The organism is Geovibrio thiophilus (genome assembly GCF_004087915.1).
Taxonomy (GTDB): domain Bacteria; phylum Chrysiogenota; class Deferribacteres; order Deferribacterales; family Geovibrionaceae; genus Geovibrio; species Geovibrio thiophilus.
Window position 1 is genome coordinate 1,250,572 of the sequence record NZ_CP035108.1, and the last position, 20,297, is coordinate 1,270,868.

Annotated in this window: 16 protein-coding genes and 2 tRNA genes; 6 read left to right on the plus strand and 12 right to left on the minus strand. The window is 46.6% G+C overall.

Annotated features, from left to right (window positions below; genetic code table 11):
- Nucleotides 1-40: 40 nt before the first annotated feature.
- From EP073_RS05925 to EP073_RS05940, 4 genes are all read right to left on the minus strand, one after another.
- Nucleotides 41-2,998 (minus strand): UvrD-helicase domain-containing protein, encoded by a 2,958-nt coding sequence (locus EP073_RS05925; protein ID WP_128466247.1) that lies wholly within the window; start codon nt 2,996-2,998, stop codon nt 41-43.
- Nucleotides 2,998-5,607, minus strand: a complete 2,610-nt coding sequence (locus tag EP073_RS05930) for a PD-(D/E)XK nuclease family protein (RefSeq protein WP_128466248.1) — start codon at nt 5,605-5,607, stop codon at nt 2,998-3,000. The genes EP073_RS05925 and EP073_RS05930 overlap by 1 nt, the downstream gene beginning before the upstream one ends.
- Nucleotides 5,608-5,648: 41 nt before the next feature.
- A complete protein-coding gene (locus EP073_RS05935; protein WP_128466249.1) occupies nt 5,649-6,704 on the minus strand; it encodes a glycosyltransferase family 9 protein in 1,056 nt (351 codons plus the stop codon).
- Nucleotides 6,705-6,824: 120 nt separating this feature from the next.
- Nucleotides 6,825-8,294 (minus strand): nuclear transport factor 2 family protein, encoded by a 1,470-nt coding sequence (locus tag EP073_RS05940; protein ID WP_128466250.1) that lies wholly within the window; start codon nt 8,292-8,294, stop codon nt 6,825-6,827.
- Nucleotides 8,295-8,561: 267 nt separating this feature from the next.
- Here EP073_RS05940 and EP073_RS05945 point away from each other — a divergent pair, with 267 nt between their 5' ends.
- The 3 genes from EP073_RS05945 (at nt 8,562) to EP073_RS05955 (ending at nt 9,900) form a co-directional block, all read left to right on the plus strand.
- Nucleotides 8,562-8,936 (plus strand): PepSY domain-containing protein, encoded by a 375-nt coding sequence (locus EP073_RS05945; protein ID WP_128466251.1) that lies wholly within the window; start codon nt 8,562-8,564, stop codon nt 8,934-8,936.
- Nucleotides 8,937-9,175: 239 nt separating this feature from the next.
- On the plus strand, nt 9,176-9,574 hold the full coding sequence (locus EP073_RS05950; RefSeq protein ID WP_128466252.1) for a hypothetical protein: 399 nt from the start codon (nt 9,176-9,178) through the stop codon (nt 9,572-9,574).
- Nucleotides 9,575-9,699: 125 nt separating this feature from the next.
- Nucleotides 9,700-9,900 carry a YjfB family protein gene (locus EP073_RS05955; protein ID WP_128466253.1) on the plus strand — a complete coding sequence of 67 codons (201 nt, stop codon included), beginning with the start codon at nt 9,700-9,702 and terminating at the stop codon, nt 9,898-9,900.
- On the opposite strand, the gene EP073_RS05960 is transcribed toward EP073_RS05955, so the two are convergent.
- The 3 genes from EP073_RS05960 to EP073_RS05970 form a co-directional block, all read right to left on the minus strand.
- Nucleotides 9,901-10,362: an LEA/WHy family protein gene (locus tag EP073_RS05960; RefSeq protein WP_128466254.1), complete on the minus strand. Its 462-nt coding sequence runs from the start codon at nt 10,360-10,362 to the stop codon at nt 9,901-9,903.
- A gap of 97 nt (nt 10,363-10,459) precedes the next feature.
- Nucleotides 10,460-10,966, minus strand: a complete 507-nt coding sequence (locus tag EP073_RS05965) for a hypothetical protein (RefSeq protein WP_128466255.1) — start codon at nt 10,964-10,966, stop codon at nt 10,460-10,462.
- A gap of 79 nt (nt 10,967-11,045) precedes the next feature.
- Nucleotides 11,046-12,677 carry a methyl-accepting chemotaxis protein gene (locus tag EP073_RS05970; protein ID WP_128466256.1) on the minus strand — a complete coding sequence of 544 codons (1,632 nt, stop codon included), beginning with the start codon at nt 12,675-12,677 and terminating at the stop codon, nt 11,046-11,048.
- A gap of 429 nt (nt 12,678-13,106) precedes the next feature.
- Here EP073_RS05970 and EP073_RS05975 point away from each other — a divergent pair, with 429 nt between their 5' ends.
- From EP073_RS05975 to EP073_RS05985, 3 genes are all read left to right on the plus strand, one after another.
- Nucleotides 13,107-13,505, plus strand: a complete 399-nt coding sequence (locus tag EP073_RS05975) for a thioredoxin family protein (protein WP_128466257.1) — start codon at nt 13,107-13,109, stop codon at nt 13,503-13,505.
- 222 nt (nt 13,506-13,727) lie between these two features.
- Entirely contained in the window at nt 13,728-14,417 is a 690-nt protein-coding gene (locus EP073_RS05980; RefSeq protein WP_128466258.1) for a response regulator transcription factor, read from the plus strand.
- Complete coding sequence (locus EP073_RS05985; RefSeq protein WP_128466259.1) at nt 14,414-15,958, plus strand: ATP-binding protein; 1,545 nt, start codon at nt 14,414-14,416, stop codon at nt 15,956-15,958. Before EP073_RS05980 ends, EP073_RS05985 begins: the two co-directional genes overlap by 4 nt.
- A gap of 70 nt (nt 15,959-16,028) precedes the next feature.
- On the opposite strand, the gene EP073_RS05990 is transcribed toward EP073_RS05985, so the two are convergent.
- The 5 genes from EP073_RS05990 to EP073_RS06010 all read right to left on the minus strand — a co-directional run bounded on the left by EP073_RS05990 (nt 16,029) and on the right by EP073_RS06010 (nt 20,294).
- Nucleotides 16,029-16,472 carry a PAS domain-containing protein gene (locus EP073_RS05990; RefSeq protein WP_128466260.1) on the minus strand — a complete coding sequence of 148 codons (444 nt, stop codon included), beginning with the start codon at nt 16,470-16,472 and terminating at the stop codon, nt 16,029-16,031.
- Between the two features lie 266 nt (nt 16,473-16,738).
- Nucleotides 16,739-16,809 (minus strand) — tRNA-Cys (locus EP073_RS05995).
- 17 nt (nt 16,810-16,826) lie between these two features.
- Nucleotides 16,827-16,899 (minus strand) — tRNA-Gly (locus EP073_RS06000).
- Between the two features lie 78 nt (nt 16,900-16,977).
- Nucleotides 16,978-19,560 (minus strand): ATP-binding protein, encoded by a 2,583-nt coding sequence (locus tag EP073_RS06005; protein WP_128466261.1) that lies wholly within the window; start codon nt 19,558-19,560, stop codon nt 16,978-16,980.
- A complete protein-coding gene (locus tag EP073_RS06010; RefSeq protein WP_128466262.1) occupies nt 19,557-20,294 on the minus strand; it encodes a PhnD/SsuA/transferrin family substrate-binding protein in 738 nt (245 codons plus the stop codon). The genes EP073_RS06005 and EP073_RS06010 overlap by 4 nt, the downstream gene beginning before the upstream one ends.
- Between the last annotated feature and the right edge of the window lie 3 nt (nt 20,295-20,297).

Genomic DNA, 20,297 nt, shown 5'->3' on the forward strand with positions numbered 1-20,297 from the left:
CGTAAATACTGTCCTGGGGGTGCAGCGATGCGCCCCCTTCCTAATTTATCTCTATCCACTCCAATCTGCCGGAAACGAAGTTAACCAGATACTTTTTCACTGGTTTTCTGTAAAGCCTTGAGAGAATATCCGCATAGCCGTTTATTTGCTCAGTGTATTCCGCAGTCATCTTCGCGGTTATGCTTCCGGTTTTGAAATCCAGACAGTAGACCGCCTGATCCTTCACCGAGTAAAAGTCCACGGTTTTTATCCCCGATTCGTCAGAGAAGCTTCTCTCACGAAAGATTTCGGCGTTTTCGGTTATTTCTTTGAAGAACGGTTCCGAATACAGCATGAGCAGTGAGTATTTTATTCTTTTCTCATCCTCATCAGTGAGATAAGGAGCATGCTTAATCACGGTGAAGCGGGCTGTTTCCTCTGCCTCCTGCTCATCAAACCGCACACAGAGAAAAATCGCTTCGTGCAGCGCTGTTCCGAATATTTCCCCCTGAAAGTCCGTGCTTTCCTCCGTGATGGGGTATTCCGGTACGGGGCGTGGCACGAATTTCTCCGTTTTACGTTTTTTCTCCTCCGGCTGCTGTGCGAAGGACTTTTTATATTTTTCTCCAAGTACACAGGGGATTTCGATGCTGTTAGCCAGAAGCTGCTCCAATGAATTTGCCGTGGGCTCTTCCTTGACAGGGATGTAAAGCTCCCGTTTTGCTCTTGTCACAGCCACATAAAGAAGGTTCAGCCTGTCGTGGTATGCGGCTTTTTCCTCAGCCCTGTATGCCTCAGTGAAGCCGCCGCTGACGAAGGAGTTCAGCTTTTCGCCGTGGTTGAATATTATGCTGTCGGCGAGCATTGAACCGTCTTCGGAGTAGAAGATCATCCTTGAATTGTTGGCGTTCGGTTTCACGCTTATTTCAAGATCGGAGATGATGACGGCTTCAAACTCAAGCCCTTTTGATTTGTGGATCGTCATGACCGTTACAGCGTCGGATTTTCCGGCTGAAAGGGCGTTTTCGGATTCCGCCCTGCGTCTGAATTCCTCAAAAAAAGCGGGGAGATTCGCTGTTACGGGAACATTTGCCGATATATCGCACAGCTTTTTGAAGTTGGGGTCGCCCTCAAATCTTTCGGCAAGGAAAAACTCATTAACCGCCATGGCAAAAGCCGCCCGCCCGTTCATGCCGTTTGTTTTTTCAGCAAACTCCTTAAGCTCCTCCTGAATTTTTTCGCAGAAGCCCTCTTTTGCCGCCTCTTCCTCTGAGTTCACCGCCGGACCCGTCATTCGGAAGGCGAATGCGTTCAGGCTGTCGCCGTAGAATATATGATTGAAGACATTCATAATTATCTTAAACGGCGCACTGTCCGTGAGTTTCTGCCTTGTTTCGCTCCGTGCGGGTATCCCGTTTTCGTTCAGGTATTCGGTGCAGGTGTCCGCCTTGCTGTTTGTTTCGGTAAGCACGGCTATGTCAGCTGCTCGGAAGCCGCGTTCCAGCAGGTCTTTGACACGCCCGAGGATGTATTCTTCGTTGCTGTCCTTTTCGATAAACTCAACGGAAACATGTCCTTTTTCATCGCTGTTACCCTTTTGCTCAGTGTAGCGGAAGGTTTCATCGTGAAGTTTTCCGAAGAGAAGGTTGGCAAAATCCATGACCGCTTTTGCGCTTCTGTAGTTTGTGTCCAGCTTGTGCTCGGTTATGAAGTCGCTGTAACTTTCTGTTACGGTGTCAAAAAGCCTGCTCTCGCCGCCTCTGAACCTGTAGAGTGTCTGCTTCGGGTCGCCCACGTAAAAGAACGATTTCACCGCGTCCTGCTGTCCGACACCTGCAAGCGCCTGCTGAACAAGCGGTTCGAGTATTTTCCACTGGGCAAGGCTCGTGTCCTGAAATTCGTCTATGAGGATGTGGAGTATGCGCCCGTCCAAACGGAAATAGAGATATTCAGTGTCCTCGGCTATGCTGTTTTCCACAAGCATGCGGTATGCTTTCATGGTGATGTCGGCGAAGGTGAGAACATTCCGGTTTTTTTTCAGGCGTTCAACCTCAGCGAAAAACAGTGTGTAAAACCGGACAGAGAGGCGGATCATCAGATCTCCTTTGGTTTCCAGATATTTACCCATGTTTTCAATGACTTGATAATAGGCTTTGCGCTGTTTGTCATCATAGTCGAAGGTTTTGAAGTTACCGTTTACCGGGTCGCACGCGGCGTAAAGAGCTGTGTCTGTAATTTTTTTCAGATTTGCGGTTGCCGCCAGACCTTCAGCCTGAGTCTTCTGTTTTCCGTTGAGTTTTGAGGCAAGCAGCTCCGCACCGAAGGTGCGGGAAGCGTCAATTGACTGCTGTTTATAGAAATTAAGGCTGTTAATGAGAGCCGTGAAGCTTTCGGAATCTGTTTTGTATTTCTCTGCCAGAACAGGCAGACCGATAAGCTGATTCTCAAAATTTGACTGCTGTTTACGGATTTCATCAATCATCGCCTTGGGGGTCTGCTCCAGTGCGCGGGCGGCGTTTTTCAGCGTGTCTCCGGTTTCTGCCGCAAAAATCTGATATGTTCTGAAAAATGCTTCCGCTTCAAGCTCTTCCTTCTCTTTATCCTGAATAATCGAAAACCCCGGGCGCACATTCGCCTCAAAAGGAAACTGGGAGATTATGCGGTTGATGAATGAGTCTATGGTGCGTATGCGCATCTGGGAGAAGTTTTTCAGCACATAGTCTCGCACGGGTCTGGCTTTTTTTTCAAGCTCTTCATCGGTAAGATTATTATGCTCTCTCAGTATCTCCCTTTCCCCTTTGAAGTCCGCGCGGCTGCCGTCCGCAAGGGCATTGAGCACCTGAATGATCCTCTCCTGCATTTCTGCTGTGGCTTTCACTGTGAAGGTGAGGCAGAGAATCTGCTCCATCTGCGCGCCGTTAAGGAGAAGGTTGATATACCGGAGGGAGAGATTGAAGGTTTTTCCAGTTCCAGCGGATGCGACGAGGGCTATATTTCTTCTGTTATCAAGGTTCTGCATCAGCTCCTCCCGCAGAGATCCGCATAGTCGCAGTAGCGACAGTCGGACTGCCTGTCGGTTCTCGGGTATGCCTGTTCGGGGTCAGCGAGGCGTTTCAGCATCTCCTCCAGAAACTCCCTGAACTCATCCATGCGGCTTACGTCAAACGCTTTCACGGTTCTGAACTCTTTTTTCAAGTCATACCAGAGGATTTCGTCAGGCATATGCCCGTGTTTGTGCATAAAAAGCAGAGCGTAAAGCGGCATCTGCACGTCTTTTATCTTTTCCGGCTTAAAATCCCTGAAATCTTTGACAGTTTTCAGTTTGTAATCGATTATGGCTGTTTTGCCGCCGTTTTCGTCCGTTCTGTCCAGCCTGCCTTTCAGACGCATTCCGTTTATCTTCGCTTCCAGTTCGTCCTCTTCTGTTTTCGGTCGCCATCCTTCGCTGAACCTGTTTATTTCATTGACTGCGAATAAGTAAAGACGTTCCGCCAAATCCTCTGCCTGTTCCTTTTCCAGCGGGTTGACTCTGTATGCGTCAAATTTGCCTATGGCTTCCAGAAAGCCGCTGTAAATCCGCCCATGGAGCTCTTCCGCAGTTTCAGGAAGACCTGCGGAGTATATGTTTTCCAGAACGCTGTGGATTGCCTTGCCGTATTCGTAAGGGGGAATGGAGTCCTCCGGTCTTTCGGCAGGCTTCAAGCCTATGATGTATTTAGCGTAAAACCTGTAAGGGCAGGCAATATAGTCGTTGAGCATTGTAGCTGAAATTCCGCGTTTTTTGAGCTTGCCCGCTATACCTGCATCAGGCTTGAAGGAGGTTTGCTCATACAGTCTCAGTCCGTTTTCCGTTGTGCTGAATATGCGGAATCCGGAGGATGAGTAGGGGCGCACTCGGAGCCTTCGTTTTATTATAATCTCTTCCAGAAACGGGCTGCGGTATGATGAGCCTTTATCACGTGAAATACATGATATGTATGCGAATTTACTTTTAGCTATTATCTGGCTCATATAGTTTTTGATCAGGTGCTCCCTGTCCAGAAATGTGGGCAGACGGAGGCTGCACCGGATTTCCGTGTTGAGGAACAGATCTTTATCACTGGAAGGCGGAAAAACATCCGCATTCATATTGGGGATAAAAACCGCGTCAAACTGCATGTTTCTGGTTTCCAGAAGCCCCATGACAGTCACCTCGCCTCCGGGGCGGTGAAAGCCGAGACGCGCGAGCGCTCCCATCAGCTGGGTGAGGGCGGTATGCAGCGGAAAAATATCCATAACCGGAGCATAGACGGTTATCAGTCTTTTGAGCTCCTTTATCACAAGTGTTCCGTGCTGTTTCTCACGCTGATCCTCAGCGTTTTCGTTAAATATTTCCGCAAGGTTTATCAGCTTTTTAGCCGCATCAGTGAGTGTTGTGTGAGTCTCTTTGAAGAAAGGGGTGAGGACCTTTCGCACGGAAGGGAATCCCGCCGTTTCATCAAAGGTCACGGCAAGACGCTTCATGCCTATCAGATCCTTGATGCGTTCTGCCAATGAACCGAATCCTGTAATTTTTTTCAGGAATGGCTGGGCAGTCAGCTTCTCCATTGTCTCAATGCCTATTAAGCCTCCGGAAAGGAGATTCTCTTCCGCCGCCTTCCTGATTATGTCCGCAGTCTGGTATATTTCAGAGTATGTTCCGTCAGTGCCTGCCGTAATATTGAAAAGGTTGTAAATATCGTTTTCTATGAAGTAGGCTTTCATTTTTTCATCAGGCAGAATCACCGCCATGCGGTTGAAGTCTACCCCTTTTGCCGCTGTCTCGTATATTTTTTCCGTGATGAACTCATACTCTTCCATGCGGGAACCTGTTTCTATGACCTCAATGCTGCCTGTGGGGGCAGCGGGTTCATCGTCCGGCACGGCTGTGCCTAAAGTTTCCTCAATCTCTTTGTGGTTAATGGTCTTATCTCCGATAAAGTGAAAGAAAAGGTGTACGGAGCCTTTTTCGGAGAGTGTTTTCAGCGTCCTCATCTCGTGCCTTGTAAGGAAGCCGGTTATCAGAAACACATAATCGGTGAACCTGTCTGTAAAGAATTGATTAAACTGAGGATTATCGAACATCTCGGAGGAGTCGCACAGTCCGTTAGCTCCCAGAATCCCTGTGTATGCCTCCCAGAGCGCATGGAGAATGCGGGTCTGTCTTTCGTAATCAGTATAGAGGGCATGTTTGGCAAGCTCTTCCGCTGTTATCAGTTCACCCTTTATCTCCCTGAAAAAGCGGAAAAAGGCGCTGCCTGTCTCCGCGAATGTTATAAAGTTTTCCATGAAGTCCGGGTCGGTTCGTTTAAAGAGGGCAAGTTTTTCGTCTCTGCTGAGCCGATCTGCCGCCTGTCTCATGAAAAAATGCCTGAGTTCGGGCGGCACAACAGGTTTTTCCGTGCGGAAAAGGAAGCTGTTGAACTCCGGTATGCTGAGTATTACGGGGGATTTTTCAGACGTATTAAATCTGAGCGCCAGAGAGCGTTTGTTTCTGCCGGTGGGCAGTACGCAGCAGACATTCCCCGAGAGAAGTCCGGAGCTTTTAAGATATTCCGATATAACGGGAATAACAGGTTTTGCCGCAGGGGTTCTGTATATATGAATCATAGTGGAATTTTAGCATCTGAGGGGCAGGTTGTTCAATCTTATTATTTCTGTCCGATACGGCTGAGAACATCTTTGATTTCGGCAAATACCATATCCGGCGTTATGTCACCCATGCAGGAATGGTTTGTCCTTCTCGGGAAACTGCCGTTCTTTATGCAGGGGGAGCACTTCTTCTCAAGCCAGATGTATCTGCTGAGGTGGTTGGTTATGGGGTATCTGTTAAGCGGGCTGGTGGGACCGAATATGGAAACAACGGGTATACCCGCGGCAGCGCCGAGTATCATCGCTCCGCCGTCATTAGCGACAAGGACAGTGCAGCGTTTCAGAGCGGCGTATGAGCCTGCGACAGGGATTTTCCCGCAGAGGTTTTTCACCCTTGCCTCATCGAATCCGCCTGTATCAAGGAGATCCTTATCACTTTTTGAGCCTATCACAAGAACATTGCAGTCACTTTCCGCCACAATTTTTCTGATCAGCTCAAGATACCCCCGCCAGCGTCTGAGGTCATCCTCTGCTTTCATGCCTGAGCGCCCGCCCGGGGCAACGGCTATGACTCTTTTCTCAAAGAGTCTTCCCGTGAGGCTTGCGACCCTTTCCGGTTCCGATTCGCTGTGATAGACATTCATCACATGCCCGTCCGGTTTGAAGCCTTCAGCAAGCTTGCAGAGCTCAATATACGCGTCAACCTCGTGAAACTCGTCCCAGTTTGTGAGAGCGCGGGTGAGGTATTTGCTTTTGCCGTCGCTGAAGCCGAAGCGCTCGGTAATTCCGGCATTTTTGGCGGCATGATCCCAAGCTCCGTCACGCTGCATAATGAATATTTTCTCTGCCCTGCATGACTTTATCAGGTTTGTGACCTTGAACATGGTTCTCATGCGGGTTACAACCCCGCCTGTGTAAAAGGCATCGTCATCAAAGGTTATAAGTCTGTCAATATTGGGATTTCCGAGAAGAGCCGCTTCGCATGTTTTACCGATTATGTAGATGATTTCTTCATGGGGAAAGGATTTGCGGTATGCTCTCAGAGCGGGGGTGGTCATTATGGTGTCCCCAAGCGCTCCGAGTTTGAAAAAAACAGTAACCGGTCTTCTGTTCAAGGTGCGCTCCGATATGTTAGTGAAGATAAAAGAATTTTATACTCAACTTAAAAAATTTGGAAGAGTTATTGAAAGGAGATAACAAAAAAGGCGGGAGCTGAACCCCCGCCCGGTTTGGTGTCAGTGGGTCATGCTTCTGACGTACAGGGTTTCCCTGCCGTTTTCAAAGACAGCCTTTGCCGTAAAGCTTCCCGAGAACGGGGTGAAGCTCACGGAAGACGTGCTGAAAGTCAGGCTGTGCAGCGATGTGTTCACAGGCAGGGCTTTCTCAAAGAAATTGTGCATGGCGTAATTGTCACCTGCCTCAAATGTTGCCCGCATAAAAACGGGATGCTCAGCGGCAGGCTTGCTCAAGGTAGCTGTAAAATCCGTTGTTTTGTAATCTGTTACAATGCCGCTGATCGCTGTTATCGGTTTGAGGAAGTGCCCTTCGGTAACTTCTGTTGAAGTAAAAGGGCGCACCGGAAGATTCAATGTGCGTGTTTCAAGGAGTGTGCCGTTTGAGTCGTAAGCCTTGAAAGTATACGCTGCGTTGTCTGCTATACCTGTGATGTTGTCATCGTCAATGGGATATACGGCTTTATCAAACAGGCGCATTCCGCTTCCGGCAGTTCCGTTGTCCGCTGCCTGAAAGATAAAGTTGTCTCCGCCGTAAGTGCTGCGTATCATTTTTGTTCCGGCGGCTGGGAGTTTCGGACCTGTCACCGTTATGTAGCTGATATTTCCGGTCATGTCATATACATCGGCGTAAATTCCGGAGTATGTTTCCGTATGGTTGTCGGGGTAATATGCCGTGAGGGTTCGGGGGGCTATGTCGAGCTCGTAGAGGAAGCCGTTTCCGGCATATTTCCAGACCCCGTTCTGCTTCACAACACGCAGTGTGTGAAACTCATAGCTGCCGTCCTCATATTTGATTTTTATTTTCAGTATCTTTCCGTATGCCGCAGGCTGAATGTCCGCTATCTCCACATCCTCAAGGGGTGCGGGAATGAATTCACCGTCATCATCTAAGGCGTCCTGAATGAAGGCAGCTCTGTCAAGCCCGTTTTCAATACCGAATGTCGCGTTATCCGCGATGAAAGCTTCAATCTTCTCCGGTGTTCTGTCATTATCGTTTATGAAAAAATCAGCGATTTCATATAATGACGCGCGCAGTGTGGTTTCGTTGTCGAATTTACAGGTGAGGTTTATTTCTGTATCCTGATTTGCTGTGATTGTCGCCGTGTCTGATCCGCTGCACAGCATGAGGTCTCTCACGCCGTAGGCGGAAACCGAGAAAACGTATTCCCTGCCTGCCTCAAGCCCGTCAATGATAACTTCACTGTCGCCGTTTTTTATCCGGTTCAGAATATTGATACGCACATTCGGGTTGTGGTCTCCCTGAGCGTAAACATCCAGAAAGATCCTGCTGATTTTGTATCCTAAACCGATTTCCCCGGTCTCATCTGTAAGCGGGGCTGATATTCCCCTTAGTGATACGCTGACGTCCGTATTACCGTTTCCCGCTGTTCCGTCTGCGCCGCCGCAGGCTGAAACAGTGAGTGATGCCAGCAGAACTGCCGCCAGTGAAAGAAGTTTTCTGAATTTCATTGCTCACTTCCGTTTGTGTAATTAAGTATATTCGGTTTTATTTTAGCAGAGAAACTGATTATTTTAAACGGCTTTCAGCATCGGCACTCCAGTGAAATCCTCCTGCCTTGCTAGGAAATACCTGCTCACATGTGTGCAGAAACTGCACAGATGAGGACGGTTATTGTCAGGATATATATGTTAATTATAAATAACTTATTTCTCAGAACTCCTTATGGCACGGTTTGAGCTATCAGGGTATGACTTTTAACGCTTAGGAGGATAAGAATGAAAAAAGCGGCATTATTAACACTTGCGGTGGTTCTCGCGGCGGGAATGGCGTTCGCCTATGGTCCCGGCGCAAAAGGCGGCAGAGGCGGTTTCGGCGGATGCGGCGGAGCTGGGTATAACACGCCCTGCGGCGGAGGTCCCTGCGGAGCGCCTGTTGCTGATTATCAGCCAGTGACAGAGGACGCAGCCAAGGCGTCTGTTGAAAAATACGTGGCTGAAAATTTCAAAGGCTTCAAAATTGAGAAGTTCGACAAATTTGTCATGCCCAGAGGCGAGTCGTATCAGGCAACTGTTAAGGACGCAAACGGCAATACTTTTTACTTCCATGTCAGGAGAGACGGTTCCGTCTTCGGTCCTATAACCGCAAACTGAATATAAACCTTCTTAAAGATTGACGGGGAGTCCGTAAGGCTCCCCGTTTTTTTTGCCCGTCTTAAATATCTATTAATTATATAGATATTATGTAATTTCTGCTCACCGCTGTGCGGATATTGCACTCCTGTTTTGGGTTCATATTTATTTTATTCTTTTATGACAAATATTTAACCTTTTTGTATATTCAGGCACGCTTCCCGCTTTTAAGTCTGTACGAAAAACATCAGGAGGATGAAATGAAAAAAACAGTATTCCCTGCAATAGCAGTATTTCTCGCGGCAGGTGCCGCTTCAGCCATGGACGGCATGGAAATGGAGAAGCGGATTCACGCTTATGTTGCCTCTCCCGCAGAGATGACAGACGCGGCAGAAAGCTACAACGTGGAGCTCGAACTTCAGCGTTTCACAGGCAGGATTGAAAAAGGAGAGGTGATAAACGCATATGTGGCGCTGCCTGAGGAAATGGTTGATTCTTCCGGCAGTTATAACGTTGAGAACGATCTTAAGCGTTTTCTTGATAAAAGCTCGGAAAAAGGAGAAAGAATAAATGTTTATATTGCTTCTCCCGAGGAAATGGTTGATGCCGCAGGCTCTTACAGCCTTGAGAACGATTTGAAGCGGTTCGGTATCGAATAAAGGTTTGCCGGAACAGGGAAGGAGTCCATGAAGAGGGCTCCTTTTTTAGTTACTTGATCAAAAACGGGAATTTATCCTAAAGAAATATGATCTCCTGCCGATAAATAAAGAATAAGGAGAAAATTATGGATCTCACTTCACTTGCTTCCAGTTTTTCACAGATGAAACAATCCGAATATGCCATGCAGGCTTCCGTTACGGTTGCCAAAAAAGCTCTGGATGTTCAGGAAAGTCAGGGTGCCGCAGCTCTTAAGCTTATTCAGTCTGCGGAACTGCCTAAAAACTCCGGCGGGGAAAAAGGCAACTTTTTTGACGTTATCGCCTGATTACTTTTTCAGCTTGTGCGTGTGGGAGTAGTTAAAGCTGAAATTTCCCATGTCTGAAGTTGCGTATACTTTTCCGTATATCTTCATTTCCGCGTCTTCCGCAAGGTAAGCCTTTATAAATTCCTGTCCGGCGCGTCTCGGGTAAATGGTCATGCTGAATGACAAATTGCCCGTATTTTTCTCTTTTATCATGAAGCTTTCATTATCAGGATTTTTGCCCGACGCTATGATAGCTTTTCCCATAAGCACATTGTACGTGAAGCCGGTAATATACACGGGAAACAGGTTATCGTTTTTAATTGAAAGGTCAATGTTCAGATCGACCTTATCGAAGCTTGCTTTGTTTTTTATGTCTACGCTGTCAATTCTTATGCTCACGTTGGAGGCGTAGTAGTTCACCATTTGGGCACAGGCAGCAGCAAACAGGGCAGCAAGGAGTACGGGCAGCAGTTTTCTAATCATGTCTCACCTTTTACGATGAGAGTATAATATTATTTAAAACACGAAGAGGAAAGGGGAAAATGCCGCTTTTCTATCAGAGCGGCACCGGATGTGAATGTCAGATCTTCCCGCCTGTTTTGTCGGAAATCTTCTGCCACTCTATGTTCAGAAGCGCCTGAAAGTCAGACATTTCGGCAAGATACTGTGTGTCTATGAAGTATGATTTTTCTGAGGAGGAGTTTTCTGATTCGTATTTCTCTTTGACGCCGGAGGTCATGGCAAAGGATGATTTTCCGAATTCAATCGGGTATTCCCTCTCTATTTTATAACTGTCCAGAAGAGTGTCTATCTCAAGCTCTATTCTTACAGTGTTTTTAACTGAATCCACATACTGAACACCTTCCGCCCTGACAATGCTGAGATCACCGGAGTATATGCCCGAAAGCCTGTATGTTCCGTGAAAGCTGTCCGAAACGCTTGCCGAAACAGGTGTTGTTCCCGCTTCGGTGGAGTGAAGGGCGGAGACGTTGTTTCCGCTTCCGCATGATACTGTTAATAAAATAAGAAAAAACACTGACGTTAAATGGGAAGAAACTCTCAGCACCTGACCTTCACCTGTGCGCATAGTATATTGTATGTATCCGTTTAAATTTCGACAGAAAAAGTGAAAACTTCACTTTTTTCTGCAAAGCGCGGATAAATACTTACACTACTTTGAAGCGATTTACAACTCTGTATTGATCTTCGGACTGCCTTTGAAGATCGCTTACCGTGTGGGAGATCTCCGAAAGAGCTATGCTGCTCTGCTCCAAACCGGATGAAATCATCTGAACATTGTCATTAACTGAATTTACCGCATCGCTTTCTTCATTCACTGCGCTGCTGATGGCGCTGTTGTTCAGAGATATATCCTTCACAGAAATCATAATCTGTTCAAATATTTCGCCTGTTTCCGAAATTGCCGTGACGCCCTTGCTTACTGCGCCGACCGCTTTGTTCATGTTCGTCGACGCGTTTTCCGTTTCTTTTCTGAGGGTGGAGATTATGCCTCCGACTTCGCCTGTGGCATTCTGTGTGCGTTCTGCGAGCTTGCGCACCTCATCCGCGACAACAGCGAATCCTCTGCCCGCTTCACCTGCCCTTGCCGCTTCAATTGCGGCGTTGAGCGCAAGGAGGTTGGTCTGATCGGCTATATCATTAATAACGTCGAGTATGGCGCCGATTCTTTCGGATGAATCGGTGAGCTCTTTTATGGTTTTTGCCATATCCTCCACACTGCTTTTAATGTCGGCTATGTCTTTCACTGCGGAGTCAAGTTTCTTTTTACCGTCGTCTGTGAGATGGTTAGCTTCCTGAGATCTCTGAAGAACCTCACCGACATTGACGGCTATTTCTTTCGAGGTTGCTGCCATCTCCTCCACTGACGCGGCTATGCTGGAGATCTGGGATGTCTGCTGGCTCATGGTGTTTGAAAGCTCCTCTGTAGAGGCGGCAAGCTCGCTGGAGCCGGCGGATACGGATTCCGAAGACTGCTGTATGCTGTGAACCGTTTCACGTACTTTTGCTATAAACGTGTTTATGTAGTCCGCCAGAATCTTTGTTTCGTCATAGGCGTCCACTCGGATCTCTTTTGTGAGGTCGCCTTCTCCCTCCGCAAGATCTTTGGCGGTAAATGTTATAGTTTTGACAGACTTGATTATGGAGGTTGAGACGAGAAGGGTAATAATTGTGTTAATTGTTATTATGAAAAGCATTATGAATAAGCTGCTGATTACGGATGCCTTGCTGATTGACGCTGCGGAAGCGGATGTTTTATCAACATCAGCGTTTATTCCGCTGAGTATCTCATTAATCTGATCGTCAATGGCGGAGCTGGTGTCGTCAATTATGTTGTCGAATGCTCCGAAAACAGAGCTGTCAGCCCTGTCCTCCACCGCCGTGATCAGATCGGTGCTCACCAGCGCATAAAGCTTGTCAAACTGCTTGTATATCTCCTCAAATTTTGCCAGAACGGTTTCATCGGTTATCATCTCTTTGATTGCTTTTTTACCGGTCTGATAATCGTTAAGGATGTCTGCCAGCTCCTGCTTTCTTTCTTCGTCCACGAAGCCGTCTATCCTGTCGACTATCATGTCCATTGCGACCAGATTCAGCTTAAGGTTTGCCATTTCCAGATTTCTGACTGCAGTTGATTTATCAAATGAGATACCCTGCTCCGAAGCAAGACCGTTGAGTTTTCTTATGGTAAGATTATTATAAAAACCGAGTACTAAAAAAAGAACGCTGCCGACAATGAGTATTGCCATTATTTTTTTTCTGATGGTAAGGTTTCTCATTTTTTCACCGTTTTTTTTAATTTAATATTTGGTTAATTTCTTTAAACCTCATTTTATTCGATTAATGATACTTAAAAACGTTGATAAATGAAACATAATTATTTTATTGTACTGAAAAAGAGGAAAACTTTTTTGAGAAATACACTTCAGGGTGCAGGACAGTGGCGAAAAACTTATTGAAAATACTGGGTTTTATTTTTGTTAACACGTTCCTTTTCCGATGGTTTTTTGAAAGCCTAGGCGGTTGGCTCTACGAGAGTATAGCCAATAGAAATATATTGCGTATCATAGCCTTTTCATTCGCTGCCGCAGTTGTTATTGTGCTTGTAATCAAGTTCGGTTTTACAGCGGAAAAAAGCGGGTGGTAATGCTTGCTTTTTTCTGAATGATGTATAATATATTCAAAAAAATATATATTAAGGAGGCGGAATGAAGAAGATAATTGTTCCCATTGCTGTTCTGACTGCGGTTGCTGTTATAATGGTTCTTTCGCTTAAAACCGGAAAAGACGGCGGGCTTACCCTTGCCATGCTTCAGGCGGAGGCAGCGGAAAACGGCAGAGCGCTCGTGGTGCAGTTCAGTTCCGACGGCTGTATAACATGCAGGAAAATGAAGCCGGCTCTTGAGAAAATCGAAGCGGAAGGCGGCGAGAGATACTATGTCAAGGTGATTGACGTGGATGTCAATTCCGGCATAGCCATTGAGCTGGGCATAACCGCCGTTCCGGTGCAGCTTTTCATCTCCGATAACGGCGAAATTATGGAAAGACACCTCGGCTATCTTTCCTACAAGGATTTTACCGATATTTTCGCGGAGCACTCCATATAATAAAACACCTGAGCCGCCTTTCGGGGCGGTTTTTTCCTTATGTAAAATTTGTAATTAAGATTCCATTTAATTCCGAAAAAGTTTAGTATATTAAAAAATAAAGCGGTTTTAGCTGCCGTGCTCTTTTTGACTGCGCCTGAGCCGCTCAAAAGCATTTACAAAATTTGTTTTCATTAATATCTTTATAACGATATTGCAAATAAAAGCTGAAGGTTTATTTCAATGGAAAAAGTAATACTTGTCGTTGACGATGACCCTGAAATACTGGAAATAATCAGGCTTCTGCTTTCCCTTGAAAAATATACAGTACTGACAGCCTCCACGGGGATGGAAGGTATAGCGAAGGCAAGGGGAAACAACATTGACCTCATTGTTCTTGATCTGAATCTGCCGGATGTGGACGGTCAGCAGATATGCAGACTGGTCAGAAAGGAGAAAGATGTTCCGATCCTTATTCTCTCCGCCAGAGATAATGTTTCCGACAAGGTTATCTGTCTTGAATACGGCGCGGACGACTACCTGACCAAGCCTTTTGAAAATATCGAACTTACAGCAAGAATCAAGGCAATTCTCCGCAGAACAGAACCCTCCGCCGAAGCATGTCAGGAAGGAGTCATTCAGTTTTTTCATATCTCAATAGATCAATGTGACCGCACAGTGCACATCGGCGGGGAAAAAATCAACATAACTCCCAAGGAGTTTGAGCTTCTTATGTACTTTTATGATAAGAGAGGGCAGGTGCTCTCCAGAGACGAGATAGTTAAGGACATATGGGGGAAAAACACAGTGTACTCATGGTCACGAAGCCTTGATGTGCATGTAAAAAACCTCCGCCAGAAGATAGAGACGAACCCGAAAAATCCGGACATTATTAAAACCGTTTCAGGTGTGGGCTATAAAGTGAAAAAATGAGACTTACTCTCAAGCTGATTACCAATATTGTGATTGTAACAGTAATATTTGTGGTGCTTTCCACAATGTTCCTCTGGCAGCGTCAGAAGGAGCTTATAATCGAACAGGCGCATATTCAGGCAAAAACTCTGTTCGAGATGATAATCATCACCCGTCAGTGGGTGGCGGAGAACAGGAACGATGTGCGCCCCGTGCCTGCCGTTGTGACCAAAGAGCTTTCCAAATACGCGGGTGTTATGTCCCGTTTCAGGTTTCATATAACCAGCACAAGCCTTATCAACCCGGAGAATGCTCCGGATGAGTTTGAAAAACGTGCCCTCACTGCTTTAAGCTCAGGGCAGAAGGAATATGATGAAACCATTGAAGAGGGTAAATCGAAAATATACAGATACATGGCTCCGCTTTACATCAACGAAGCATGTCTTGAGTGCCACATCTATCAAGGCTACACCGTGGGCGATCTGCGCGGCGGCATATCCATTGCCGTTCCTCTGGATGAGATAGAAGCCTCCATAGACCGCAACAACCGTTTTTTTTACATGGCAGGCATAGTGACATTTCTAGGGATAGTTATCACCATAAGTATTCTTGTCCGCAAGCTTGTGCTTAAGAAGCTGGATATACTTGCGGACGCCGCCTCTGCTTTCAAATCCGGCGATTATACAAAAAGCGTTGATATTGACACGGATGACGAAATAGAAGAACTCGCCGAAACCTTCAACCATATGCGGGAAAGCATTCTTCAGAACGAAGACAACCTCAAGCGCAGGCTTAAGGATGTGACGGGCAAGTACGTTATGCTTGTGAACGAGCTTGAGCATAAAAACGAGGAGCTTCGCTCCGTCAACTCTTTCAAAACAGAGATTCTGGATTCCATTTCACACGAGATCAGGACACCTCTCACAAAAATCCTTGCCTATAGCGAGCTTTTGCAGAAGCCTGAGCTTGAGAACGATCCGGAGCTCAGATATAAATCTGCGGAAACCATCAAGAAAAGCTCAAAGGCTCTCAACAGGCTTTTTAACGAGATAATAACCCTCAGCAGGCTTGAGCATAAACAGCATGACTACCATTTTGCTCCGGTGAGGATAGCGTCCATGTTTGAGGAAACGCTTGCCTTCTTTGAGCAGGATATAAAGGAGAAAAAGCTTAAACTCAGTGCGGATATTCAGGAAGACCTTGTGGTGTGTGTGGATGCGGATGTGTTTAAGTATCTGATAGATAACCTTCTCTCAAACGCAATCAAGTTCAACAGACAGGAAGGGGAGCTCAGTGTAAGGGCTTTCAGAAGGGATGAGGCGACATATTTCACTGTGAGAGACACAGGCTGCGGAATTCCTGTTCATGAGATGGAGAATGTGAAAAAACGCTTCTACAGAGCCAGCAACGTCAAAAAGGATTACCCCGGAACAGGGCTGGGGCTTTCAATAGTTAACAGGGTGGTGCATGCCCACAAAGGCAGCATTGAGATCGAATCGGAGCTTGGAGTGTATACCGAGTTCAGGGTGATTCTGCCTGATTCCGCCTCACTCTGTGTGTGACACGGGACAATTTTGTGTTTTTTTGCATGGAATTTGAGAGCCTTCGCCCTTCTGTGAATCTCTTAAATGTTTATATATTTTTTGCTGAGTGTCCGTAGGGTGAGCTTTCGGTGTCCAGCATCATGTTCTCAAGCTCATACTTGGTCATCCAGCCGTTGTCAATATAGCTGGAGGCTGTTTGTGTAATATCGTACAGATATTCCATATAGTGCTCGCTTTCCTGAATCCTGTGACGCTCCACGATAAAAAAAGCATTTCCGCTTAAGGTTTGCGCTTCCCGCACAAAGCTTGCCTTTCCGTTCAGGCAGGCTGCTTCACGTCCGCATACGCAGTTCATGTAGTTTTTGCATTCGGTCTCAAATCCTCTGAAAATGAAGTGGCATTTATGTTTCCCGCAGGAGAATTCGCCGAAAATCCGGTGGGCGGATTCGTTCATGTAGATAAGTGTTCCGTCAGCGTCAAATATTATAACGGGGTAGGTGTGCCTGTTATACGAGCTGTAATCGACTTTCATATCCGCCTCAATACTGTACTTAGTTGAAAATATATCACCATGAAATGAAAAAATCGTGAAAAGAATTGCGGTAATTGACAGACAAGTAATAGATGAATCTAATAATGCTTCATAAGCCTTTGGTAGTGAACTTTAACTACGAATGGTAAAAATATCGGAAATAATCATTTTTATGTTACAGGAAATATGGATATTTGAGAAGAAAGGTGAAAACGGAGTGCTGCGCAGGTTAAACTTATGCTTTAGAGCTAAAGAGTTATACAAAAAGGCGACGCCCGGAATCGAACCGGGGTGCAAGGCTTTGCAGGCCTCTGCCTAACCACTCGGCCACGTCGCCATTTAGATAAAAAAAAGAGCGGGTGACCGGGCTCGAACCGGCGACCTCAACCTTGGCAAGGTTGCGCTCTACCAACTGAGCTACACCCGCAACGGGAAGATATATATACCTTTGTGAGTTTGGTTTGTCAATAAGTAGTTTTCATTTTTTTTTAAATTTTTTTGTAAGTTATATCAGGATCTTCCTGACTTTTGCAGTGTAGTCTTCAAGGCGGCTTATATTGCGCATCACAGAGTTTTTATCCCCCAGTTTCGCACTCTCTTCTATGGCTCTGCCCAGCTCGGTGATGATCTCGAAGCCGTAGCTTGCCCCTGTGCCCTTGATGCTGTGGGCTATGAAGCCTGCTTTCTCGAAATCGTCTCTTTCCGCTGCTTTGCGCATTTCCGCCACTTCCTCAGCCTTACGGCTTATGTAGGCGGGCACAAGGTCAGCAAGATCCGGGTCTATGCTTATCCTGAGATCCTCTTCATCAGCGCTTTTGATAATATCAGGGAAAACGGAGTTAAAGAAGTCCTCCAAATCCTTTTTCTTGAAAGGCTTGCTGAAATGACCGTCATAAAGCCCCTGCGGGAAGCCTGTCTCCCCGGGCAGGTTTGCTGAAAAGCTGAATAACGGTGTCTGCTCTCCGCGTTTTCTTTGGATTCGTCTTATTGCCTCCGCAGACTCGTCTCCGCTCATAACTGGCATGCGTCTGTCCATAAGAACCAGATGGAAACTGCCGTTTTTATATTTATCCAGCGCATCCTGCCCATCCTCGGCAAAGGTGATTTTGACGGGGATATTTTTGGTGTACATTTTTATGAGGTTTTTATTATCTTCCGAATCTTCGGCTATGAGAACCGACGGATTGGCAGTGCGTATTGAGAACTGCTTCTGCTCTGCCGTTTTTTCCTCATCCGCTGCTGCGAATATTACTGAAAAATAGAAGGAGCTGCCCTTGCCCGGTGTGCTGACGGCGTATATTTCTCCTCCCATCATTTTTACCAGCTTTCTGCATATGGCAAGTCCCAGACCGGAGCCGCCGTATTTTCTGGACATGGATTGATCCGCCTGAGTGAATTCATCGAATATTTTTTCAATATTCTCTTTGCTTATACCCATTCCGGTGTCTGTAACCTCGACATTCAGAATCAGGCTGCCGTTTTCTTTCCGTGCGTCCGCCTTTATTGTTATGCTGCCCGTATGAGTGAATTTTATGGCGTTTCCTATGAGATTTGAGAGAATCTGCCGGAGCCTGTGGCGGTCGCCCTTCACGTGCTCCGGTACGCTTTCATCCAGAAACATGTACAGGTTCAGACCCTTTTCCGATGCGGCATATGAGAAAAAATCAGTTGTTACGCCAAACACTTCCCGCAGGCTGAAGTTTTCGCTTTCCAGTTCCATTTTTCCCGTATCAAGCTTGGAGAGATCCAGAAGATCATTCAGTATCCCCATAAGGTTTTCCGCGGCTCCGGCTATGCTTTGCAGCTTGCTCAGCCTTCCTTTGTCCGTTTCATCGGTTTTGAGTATGTCGACCATGCCGATTACAACATTCATCGGCGTGCGTATTTCATGGCTCATCACCGCCATGAAAGCTGTTTTTGCCTTGCTTGCCTCTTCCGCTGCCTGTTTTGCGCTTATGAGCTCAAGCTCGTCCTTCTTTCTCTCGCTTATGTCCCTGATTACTCCGGTGAAGAATACTTCACCGTCTATCATGGAAGCGCTTACCGCCATCTCAATTGGGAAGAGAGTACCGTCGGCGTGCACACCCTCTATGTCTCTTATTATGCCTATGACCGATGACCGTTTGTCGAAATCAAAGGAATCAAGCTTTTGCTGGTGTCCCAGCGCCGCCTGATGAGGCATGAGAATATTGATGCTTTTGCCCAGAAGCTCTTCTTCCGTGTATCCGAACATTTTTTCTGCGGCAGGGTTAAATACGGTAATACTTCCGTCCTGTTTGATAATAACTATCGCATCAACAACGGTTTCCAGAATTCCCCTAATCTTGGCGCTCTCTTCCTCAGCCAGTTTTTTGGCTTTTTCCAGATCATCCAGAAGAACTGTCAGCTCTGTGTGGCTGCTCTGCACCGAGAGCGACATGGCGTTGAATGTTTCGGAAACGGCGGCGAGTTCGTCACTGCCGTCTGCGGTTACGGTGACCCCAAGCTCTCCGGCGGTTATGCGGGCGGATGCTTCGGCTATTCGGTATATCTGTCTGGTGAGGATGTGAGCGAGAATATATGAAAAAATCAGCGTGGTGAAGACCTGTATGGCGGCGAGGATAAACATTTCTTTCAGCGTTTCGGATATGAAGCTGGTGTATGTTCCGGTGGCGATGCCGATTTCAACTCTGCCTATGTAGTATTCTCCGCTGTAGAGATCGGCCGATTTGTCGAAAGAGCCGTCATCAGCGCCGCCGACTTTTGTATCGTCCGTAAAAGGTGCGGAGATGAACTCCTCTTTTCCGTTCTGCGCTATGGTGGAGCCGATTTCATTCTTCACACGGGCGTAAGCTATCTCTTCATGGCTTGAGAGGCTTTTGGTGAGGCTGTCCAGCAGGGCGTAATCATTAACGAGTATAGCCTCCTGTGCTGAGGCGCCCAGAAGGTTTACAGCCGTTTCCGCCCGCAGAAGAATTTCCCTCTCTCCGTAGGCTTTAAGAAACCCGATGCTGACAGAAAGAGCCGCAGCGGTGGTAAGAAGCTGGATAAGGACGGCTCCGAGAGCTATTTTCAGTTTGAAGGACATGTTCAGTCTGCCGAAAATCATTTATCCTCCGGAATTATAAATAACGAGATGCCTAGTTTTTTCATTGCTGCCTTAGTTTCGGAGTGCCTGTGCATATCCGTGAATATTTTTCTGAGATATTCCGCAGTCTCCTCCCCTATGCGTTCGGATACCCCTATTACATAGGATTCGTATTCATCAGTTACGAAAACAGTCTTCAGACTTTCGTCATTCTCGTAAAATCCGCCGAGTACCGAACCCGCCGGATAGAGCTGTTTTTTTGTGCCTATCACCACAGAGGTTACAGAGTTGAGATAAACCGGTTTAAAGCTGATGCCGTGGTCTGAAAGGATTTTCTGCATAACCACTGAGGAAGCGTGCTCGTCCGGCGAGGCGAAGGCTATATGCTTGTTATCTAAGTCTTTCAGCGAATTGATGCCGCTGTTAACGTGTGTTATCACTGCTCCGGACAGGTTTTTTTCAAAAGGAACGGCAATTGCCCTGTAGCGTTTCCTGACTTTTTCATACTGACTGGCTGTCATGAAGGCTATATCGTATTTAGCTGAAAACAGACCGGACTCAAAATCCTGCGTTGAGCGTTCGGTTCTGATAATGATTCCCGTATCGGCATTTTCAGCATAAACGGCGAACGAACCCCATATTTCAAGGGTTTCCGATGCGGAGTAGAGCGGAACTATACCGAAAACAATACTTGTTTTATCGGCAAAGGCTGTGCTACAAATAAAAAGCGAAAGCATAATTATTAAATATTTCATAGA